Here is a 9,271-nt window from a genome sequence, read left to right as displayed (position 1 = left end):
GGTTACTATCGTTTGTGATTGCCATGCAAATTTACAGCTAGATTTTATATTTACAACTATAAAATTTAAAAAAATTGATTTTATTTTAACCTTTATTTTTATTAATCTATTATTCAGTTCATTAAAATCGAAAGAAAAAATGTTTTTTTTTAGCTTTTAGTTAAAAACACAAATCCACAAGCCTAATTTATAATATTGTTTTGTGTTCACTTGCTATAATCCTATATTTGCGTACCTTAATTGTATACTCAAATGGCAAGATTTAAAGAAAATGATTTACCAAAATCAAAAATTACCGCTACTTCACTTAACAAAGCAACCATAATATTCAAATACGCCGGAAAACACCAATGGAAATTTTATGTCGGGTTGGTTTTCTTGTTACTTACTGGAGCCACTGCCCTCGCCTTTCCTAAGTTAATGGGAATGTTGATTGATTGTGTCAAAAACAAAAATAACGATCAGGCCAATCAAATCGCATTGGGATTAATCGTAATCCTGTTTTTGCAGTCGTTTTGCTCTTTCTTCAGATTATCATTATTCGTCAATTTCACCGAAAACACATTAGCAAACCTGCGTTTGTCCTTATACACCAATTTGGTAAAACTGCCAATGACCTTCTTTTCTCAAAAAAGAGTTGGAGAACTAAACAGCCGTATTAGTGCAGATATTACTCAGATACAAGATACCTTAACATCAACAATTGCGGAGTTCTTACGTCAGTTTATACTAATTATTGGCGGAGTTATTTTATTGGCTACAGAAAGCTTTAAATTGACTTTATTAATGTTGGCCGTAGTTCCTCTCGTAGCTGTTGCTGCTGTAATCTTTGGTCGTTTTATTAGAAAATATTCTAAACAAGTACAAGATCAGGTGGCAGAAAGCCAAGTAATTGTCGAAGAAACCATGCAGGGAATTAGTATCGTAAAAGCTTTTGCCAATGAATGGTACGAAGTTGCCCGTTACAAAGGAAAAATAAGTGAAGTGGTAAAACTGGCTATCAAAGGCGGTAAATACCGTGGTTATTTTGCATCCTTTATCATATTCTGTTTGTTTGGCGCTATCGTAGCTGTAGTTTGGTATGGCGTACGCTTGAGTATTGCCGGTGAAATGAGCGTAGGACAGTTGATCTCATTTGTATTGTATTCTACATTTGTTGGTGCTTCTTTTGGAGGAATTGCCGAGTTATATGCACAAATTCAAAAAGCAATTGGAGCTACAGAAAGAGTTTTTGAATTATTAGAAGAAACTCCGGAGAAGATCAATGCTATACAAAACGCAACTCCATTAGAAAAAATAAAAGGAAATGTTTCTTTTAAAAATGTTGCTTTTAGTTATGCTTCAAGAAAAGAAGTACAAGTTTTAAAAGATGTAAACTTTAGTGCTGAATTCGGACAGAAAATTGCCATTGTTGGGCCAAGTGGAGCAGGAAAATCGACGATATCTTCTTTATTATTGCGTTTTTACGATATTGAGTCAGGAGAAATTACAGTTGATGGAAAAAATATCTATGATTATGATTTAGAAAACCTTCGTGGCAACATGAGTATTGTACCTCAGGATGTTATTTTATTTGGCGGAACCATAAAAGAAAATATTGCCTACGGAAAACCAGATGCAACTGACGATGAGATTATGCTTGCTGCAAAACAAGCCAATGCATTGAATTTTGTTGAAGGTTTCCCAGAGAAATTTGAAACTGTCGTAGGAGAACGCGGCGTAAAATTATCAGGAGGTCAGCGTCAGCGTATTGCTATTGCCAGAGCATTGCTTAAAAACCCGAGTATTTTAATTTTAGACGAAGCGACATCATCTTTAGATAGTGAAAGTGAAAAATTAGTTCAGGAAGCGTTAGAAGTATTGATGGAAGGAAGAACAAGTATTATTATTGCTCACCGTTTGTCGACTATTAGAAATGCTGATAAAATTTTAGTTTTGGATAATGGAAAAATAACCGAAGAAGGTACGCATCAGGAATTAATAAATCTTGAAAATGGTACTTATAAAAACCTAAGTAACCTTCAGTTTAGCAACTATTAATAAACTAAAAGCCTATAATTAATTTTAAATACAACTAAATGCCACATTTAAGACTCGCCCTAATTTTATTATTTATTATCCTAAACACTATAACTGTTCTTGCACAAGAAAAACCTTTTAACGTTGTAAATATCACTCCTGATGGAACTAAATACATCAAATTTGGAATGAATCTTCAGGTTTGGGGAAGGTATTCAGAATTGAATCCTAATAGTAAAATTGGAACTACAGAAGTTAATGACGCCTATGATATTGTAATTAGACGTCTGCGCTTGCAAGCCATGGGAATGCTTACTGATAATATCTTTTTTCACCTTCAGTTAGGGCAAAATAATATTAATTTTACTCAAAATAACGGACCTTCAAATGCACCACTTTCTGTAATGGATGCCTTGGGAGAATATCATTTTAGCGAAAAACTTCATATTGGTGGAGGGTTAACAAGTTGGGGATCAGGAACAACACGTTATTCATCTAATAGTTCTGCGACTCAGTTGACTTTAGATACTCCAATGTATCAGCAAATTGCTAATATATCCTCTACTTTTGGTAATCGTAATTTAAGTATTTATGCAAAAGGATATCTTGGTGATTTAAGTTATAGAGTTGCCGTTACAAATCCGTACAGAAATACAAATACTACTATTGGTTTTAATTCTACTGTAAGCCCGGAAACTCCGAGAGCGCAATTTGCAGGGATTTTGACTTATCATTTCTTAGAAAAAGAACAAAATCTGGAGGCGTATAACAGGGGTACTTATTTAGGAACCAAAAAGGTTTTCAATTTGGGATTGGGTTATATGACACAAGCCAATGCAATGTGGCGTTTGGATACTGATGGTTTAGGCTTGGTGTATCATGATGATATGAAAGTCTTGGGATTGGATGTTTTTTATGATAGTCCAATTGGTGATAATGGATCTGCCATTACTGCTTATGCTGCTTTTAATAATAACAATTACGGAAAAAATTACACGCAATTTATCTCCATTCCCAATCCTGCGATTGCAGATCCTGCCTTATTAAATGGTTCCGGAACCGGTTTTATTGGCGTTGGAACAGGAAATATCTATTACGCGCAAGTTGGTTACTTATTCAAAAATTCGGCTAACGCATCAAGCAAAGGGCGTTTTCAGCCTTATTTAGCCGCACAAATTGCCGATTTAGAAGCTTTAGATACACCAATGTCGATGTATGAAATTGGAGCCAATTATTATACAACAGGAACTTTTGGACCTAAATTCAGTTTGAATTACCAAAACAGAGCTGTTTATGACAAATCGCTTTTGAATCCTAAATACACTCAGACAGATCGTTTAGGAATGGTTGTTTTACAATGTCAGGTTTCATTCTAAACAAAAAATAAAAAATCCAATAAAAAAAATCCAAATTCCAATCATAACAATTGGAATTTGGATTTTTTTATGTAAAACCGTAAACCGGGACTGAGACGTAAAAACTATTTCCCTTTTCTACGTTTACGTTCTGCTTTAATCATAGACAATTCGCGGCTTGTTTGACCAGCTACAGAAGTGTTTTCTTCAGCACGACGTATCAAGTACGGCATAACATCTTTTACAGGTCCAAATGGTAGATATTTAGCCACATTATAGCCGTTTTCGGCAAGGTTGTAACTAATATTATCGCTCATTCCATACAATTGTCCAAACCAGATTTTATTATCATTTTTGGCAATTCCTTTTTCCTGCATCATTTCCATCAATTTATAAGAACTCAATTCGTTGTGAGTTCCTGCAAAAATTGACATTATTTCCAAATGCTCTAGCATATAATGTACAGCAGCATCATAATTAATATCTGTAGCTTCTTTAGAAACACAAATTGGCGAAACATAATTTTTCTCTTCCGCACGTTTGTTTTCTTTTTCCATATAAGCACCGCGAACCAGCTTCATTCCAATAAAGAAACCTTCTTTTTTAGCAACTTCATGCAGCTTTTTCAGGTAATCCAAACGATCCCAACGGTACATTTGCAACGTGTTGAATACTATGGTTTTTTCTTTGTTGTATTTGCGCATCATTTCGGTAACCAAATCATCAGCAGCATCCTGCATCCAGCTTTCCTCACCATCAATCAATAATGCCACATCTTTTTTATGCGCTTCACTGCATATTTTGTCAAAACGGGCTACTACTCTATTCCATTCTTCCTGTTCAGCCGGATTTAAGGTTTGTTTCTCGCCCAGTTTCTCATACAATTCAAAACGTCCTAAACCAGTTGGTTTAAATACAGCAAACGGAATTGCAAGGCGTTCTTTGGCAAAATCAACTGTTCTTAAAGTCATTTCTAATGCCGCATCAAACTGCTCTTCCTCTTCTTTTCCTTCAACAGAATAATCCAATACAGACGAAACACCTTTGGTAAACATTTTGTCTACTACACCAAGGCAGTCATTCTCGTTTACACCACCACAAAAATGGTCAAAAACAGTTGCACGAATTAATCCTTCTACCGGAAGATTTGCTTTTATAGCAAAATTGGTAACAGCAGTTCCTATTCTTACCAAGGGCTGGCTGTCGATCATTTTAAAAAGAAAATAAGCTCTGTCAAGTTCTGTATCGCTTTTTAACGAAAATGCAACTTGAGTGTTATCGAATATTTTTTCCATTAAGGTCAGTTTTTTGTGCAAATATAGATAGAGTTTTGAATATTATTTACTAAAACATAGCATAATTTTGAATATTGATAACAAAATTATGTCATACCTTAATTTATTAAGTAAGACTTTACGTTATTATGAAATATTGGTTTTAAAAAATTAGAAACAAATAACCTAAACCTTAATTAGAATCATTCATTTTAAAACAAATTAGAACAAAACTTTGAATATTATTTAGTTAAAAATGCCTTATTTTGCGCTTTCAATTAACTACAGAAATATGCAATCTATTCAAGCTAATAATTATCTCGTACATTTTAACCAAAATGCTTACGAAGCCCTAAATAACCATTTAAAAGAAAATAAATACTCTAATTTGTTTATTATAGTTGATAATGAAACAAATGAGTATTGTTTACCAAAATTTTTGCCTTTACTTGAAACCGATTTAACAATAGAAATTATAGAATTTGAATCGGGCGAAATCAATAAGAATATCGAAACCTGTATTGAAATCTGGAAAGTACTTACAGAACTTGGCGCTGATAGAAAATCGCTTGTCATTAATCTTGGTGGCGGCGTTGTAACTGATTTAGGCGGATTTGTAGCTTCAACGTTCAAACGCGGAGTAGATTTTATAAACATCCCAACTACCTTATTATCTATGGTTGACGCTTCTGTAGGAGGAAAAACCGGAGTAGATTTAGGAAATCTTAAAAACCAAATTGGCGTAATCAATGTGCCTCAAATGGTATTAATTGATACTCAATATCTTGAGACTTTGCCACAAAGTGAAATGCGTTCAGGATTGGCCGAAATGCTAAAACATGGCCTTATATATGATGCAGCATACTGGAAACAATTTTTAGATTTAAAAGCCATTGATTTCGCTGATTTTGATGAATTAATCTATCGTTCTGTAGAAATTAAGAATGATATTGTAATTCAGGATCCAACAGAAAAAAATATTCGTAAAGCATTGAATTTTGGTCACACATTAGGTCATGCTATAGAAAGTTATTTTTTAGAAAGTGAATCAAAAAAAACATTGCTACACGGTGAAGCCATTGCAATTGGAATGATTTTGGAAAGTTACATCTCTTTGCATAAAAACTTAATCACGGCAGAAGAATATGCCGAAATTAAAACGGCGATTAAAAGCATTTATGACGATGTTGTAATAGAAGAAAATGACATCGATCCGATCCTTGAATTGCTGATTCACGACAAAAAAAATGAATACGGTTTGATTCAATTTGCCTTAATTGAAGGAATCGGAAAAATAAAAATTAATCAATCCGTTGAAAATAAATTGATTCTAGACGCGTTTCAAGATTATAAATCTTAAACTTTTTTTAATAAAAAGCTTTGCTTTAGGTATATATTATTTTTTACATTTGCCACGATGAAAACAAACAATAAACAAAGACAATTCAGTTCTTATAGAAACCGACTCAATAGTTCCTTACTAAGGATGTTGAACCGTTTTTATAATAGTAAAAGTCCGCTTTGTTTTGATGTTTTTCAATGTTCAAAAGCAGAACACGAAAAACTGCAAATTGTATTTGCGAATATTAGGGTTTGAATTTTAGATTTAGCACAGTTTACTAAATTAAAAAATCACAATTCTAAATATCGAAAAATAAATGAATACAAAATATTCTGATCTAATTAATCAAACTTACTATTTTCCACAAACGGAATTTAAATTAAACAAAGACAACTTACAATTTCACAATATTGATTTGATGAAATTGGTTGAACAATACGGTACACCATTAAAATTTACTTATTTACCACAGATTTCTGAAAACATCAACAAGGCAAAAGCCTGGTTCAGAAAATCGATGGAAAAAAACAAATACGAAGCAAAATACTACTATTGTTATTGCACGAAAAGCTCTCATTTTGAATATATTATGAATGAGGCATTCAAGAATAACATTCACATCGAAACATCATCAGCTTTTGATGTTAATATTGTAGAGAATTTGCTTGAAAATGGTAAAATCAACAAAAGTACTTATGTCATTTGTAATGGTTTTAAAAGAGACGAATACATCAGTAATATTGCACGATTAATCAATAACGGACATAAAAATACTATTCCGATTATTGATAATTATGAAGAACTGGATTTGTTGCAGGCTGAAATTAAGGGGAAATTCAAAATTGGAATTCGTATTGCAGCTGAGGAAGAGCCTAAATTTGAGTTTTATACATCAAGATTAGGTATTGGATACAAAAACATAGTTTCGTTCTATAAAAAACAAATTCAGGAAAATGATAAATTAGAGCTTAAAATGCTTCACTTTTTTATCAATACCGGGATAAACGATACGTCATATTACTGGAATGAGTTGGTAAAATGTATCAAAGTATACATTGCACTTAAAAAGGAATGCCCTACTCTTGATGGCTTGAACATTGGAGGTGGTTTTCCAATTAAAAATTCATTGGCTTTCGAATATGATTACCAATACATGATTGATGAAATTATCAATCAGATCAAAATAGCATGCGATGAAGCCGAAGTTGATGTTCCTAATATTTTTACTGAATTTGGATCATTTACTGTAGGTGAAAGCGGTGGCGCTATCTATCAGATTTTGTATCAAAAACAACAAAATGATAGAGAAAAATGGAATATGATCGATTCGTCTTTCATTACTACTTTGCCGGATACTTGGGCTATAAACAAACGTTTTATCATGCTGGCGGTGAACCGTTGGAATGATACTTACGAACGGGTTTTATTAGGAGGTTTGACTTGTGATAGTGACGATTATTACAACTCAGAGCAAAATATGAACGCTATTTATTTGCCTAAATACAACAAAGAAAAGCCATTATATATTGGTTTCTTTAATACTGGTGCATATCAGGAAACCATTGGAGGTTACGGAGGTTTACACCACTGTTTGATTCCGCAGCCTAAACATATTTTAATAGATCGCGACGAAAACGGCATTTTAGCCACTGAAGTTTTCTCAGAACAGCAAACTTCTGACGATGTATTGAAGATTTTAGGTTATACTAAAAAAGTATAAAAAAAAACCTGTAAATTAAATGTTAATATCTATAAAATTATTAATTTGCAGTACCATCTAAAAGGTTAAACTTTTAATTCAAAAAAAACAAAAAAAAACAAAAACAAAATGAAAGGACCAATCAGTCAGTTTATTGAAAAACATTATTTACACTTTAACTCTGCTTCTTTAGTTGATGCTGCAAAAGCATACGAACAACAATTGGCAAATGGTGCAAAAATGATGGTAAGTATGGCTGGCGCTATGAGTACAGCAGAAATTGGTAAAATTTTTGCCGAAATAATTAGACAAGATAAAGTACAGATTATTTCATGTACTGGAGCCAATCTAGAAGAAGACATCATGAATTTAGTAGCACACTCTCACTACGAAAGAGTGCCAAACTACCGTGATTTAACACCAGAAGACGAATGGGCTTTACTTGAAAGAGGATTAAACCGTGTTACAGATACTTGTATCCCTGAACACGAAGCATTTCGTCGTTTACAAAAACACATTTATAAAATCTGGAAAGATGCTGATGACAAAGGAGAACGTTATTTTCCGCATGAATTCATGTATAAAATGTTGTTATCTGGCGTTTTAGAAGAATATTACGAAATAGATTTAAAAGATAGCTGGATGTATGCAGCTGCAGAGAAAAACTTACCTATTATTGTACCAGGTTGGGAAGATAGTACGATGGGGAACATCTTTGCTTCATACGTGATCAAAGGAGACTTAAAAGCTTCTACCATGAAATCAGGAATTGAATACATGACATTCCTTGCAGATTGGTATCCAAAAAATAGCACAAACGGAATTGGATTTTTCCAAATTGGTGGTGGTATTGCAGGAGATTTCCCTATTTGCGTGGTGCCAATGTTGTATCAGGATATGGAGATGCATGATATTCCGTTTTGGAGTTATTTCTGTCAAATTTCAGATTCAACAACAAGTTACGGATCATATTCCGGAGCGGTTCCAAACGAGAAAATCACTTGGGGTAAATTAGATATTAAAACTCCAAAATTTATTATTGAGTCGGATGCTACAATTGTTGCTCCGTTAATTTTTGCTTACTTATTAGATTTATAGGATATTTATGAAAAGAGTTATAGTAGACTACGCTAAACTTACCAACGAAATTTTGAACCTTTTGGTAGAGAAATTTCCTGATGGTTATGATGATTCGGATGTAATCCGTTTTAGAAATGCTAAAAACGAATTGATCGAAGCTGTTGAAGTTCGTACTGAAGACACTATTTATTTAGTAAAAATTAGTACTAAACTTGCTGACAGAATCGAGAATTACGATGAAGACGATGATATCGACGTAGATGTTGATGTAATCGAACCGGTAAAAGGTCTTGATCTTGATGACGATATTGATGATGACGATGACGATGATGCAATAGACAAACCAGATACTGACGGCGGAGATGATGATGACGATGAGGATAAAGATCCAGATGATATTGCTGACGAAGATGAAGACGACGACGAAGATTAATTCTTATCTTTCAAAATAAACTAAAGGAACTCTATTCGGGTTCCTTTTTTTATTAATTGCGCAAAATCA

Annotated in this window: 7 protein-coding genes; 6 read left to right on the top strand and 1 reads right to left on the bottom strand. The window is 33.3% G+C overall.

From position 1 onward, the window contains the following. Positions 1 to 252 precede the first annotated feature (252 nt). The gene (locus IRZ78_RS20230; protein WP_194618246.1) at positions 253 to 2,040 is read left to right on the top strand and encodes an ABC transporter transmembrane domain-containing protein; all 1,788 of its coding nucleotides are present in this window, start codon (positions 253 to 255) and stop codon (positions 2,038 to 2,040) included. Positions 2,041 to 2,078: 38 nt separating this feature from the next. Next, complete coding sequence (locus tag IRZ78_RS20225) at positions 2,079 to 3,395, top strand: hypothetical protein (RefSeq protein WP_194618245.1); 1,317 nt, start codon at positions 2,079 to 2,081, stop codon at positions 3,393 to 3,395. Positions 3,396 to 3,499: 104 nt separating this feature from the next. On the opposite strand, the gene IRZ78_RS20220 is transcribed toward IRZ78_RS20225, so the two are convergent. After that, complete coding sequence (locus tag IRZ78_RS20220) at positions 3,500 to 4,669, bottom strand: proline dehydrogenase family protein (protein WP_194618244.1); 1,170 nt, start codon at positions 4,667 to 4,669, stop codon at positions 3,500 to 3,502. 271 nt (positions 4,670 to 4,940) lie between these two features. Here IRZ78_RS20220 and aroB point away from each other — a divergent pair, with 271 nt between their 5' ends. From aroB to IRZ78_RS20200, 4 genes are all read left to right on the top strand, one after another. After that, positions 4,941 to 6,008, top strand: coding sequence for a 3-dehydroquinate synthase (gene aroB, locus IRZ78_RS20215; RefSeq protein WP_194618243.1), 1,068 nt, complete (start codon positions 4,941 to 4,943; stop codon positions 6,006 to 6,008). A gap of 298 nt (positions 6,009 to 6,306) precedes the next feature. Continuing rightward, complete coding sequence (locus IRZ78_RS20210; RefSeq protein ID WP_194618242.1) at positions 6,307 to 7,710, top strand: arginine decarboxylase; 1,404 nt, start codon at positions 6,307 to 6,309, stop codon at positions 7,708 to 7,710. A 108-nt stretch (positions 7,711 to 7,818) separates the two neighbouring features. After that, on the top strand, positions 7,819 to 8,787 hold the full coding sequence (locus IRZ78_RS20205; RefSeq protein WP_007811609.1) for a deoxyhypusine synthase family protein: 969 nt from the start codon (positions 7,819 to 7,821) through the stop codon (positions 8,785 to 8,787). 7 nt (positions 8,788 to 8,794) lie between these two features. After that, a complete protein-coding gene (locus IRZ78_RS20200; protein WP_194618241.1) occupies positions 8,795 to 9,202 on the top strand; it encodes a DNA primase in 408 nt (135 codons plus the stop codon). Positions 9,203 to 9,271: the final 69 nt, after the last annotated feature.

Source organism: Flavobacterium sp. CSZ, assembly GCF_015350725.1.
In the GTDB taxonomy this organism is placed as follows: domain Bacteria; phylum Bacteroidota; class Bacteroidia; order Flavobacteriales; family Flavobacteriaceae; genus Flavobacterium.
This window is presented reverse-complemented; position numbering and strand designations above follow the sequence as displayed.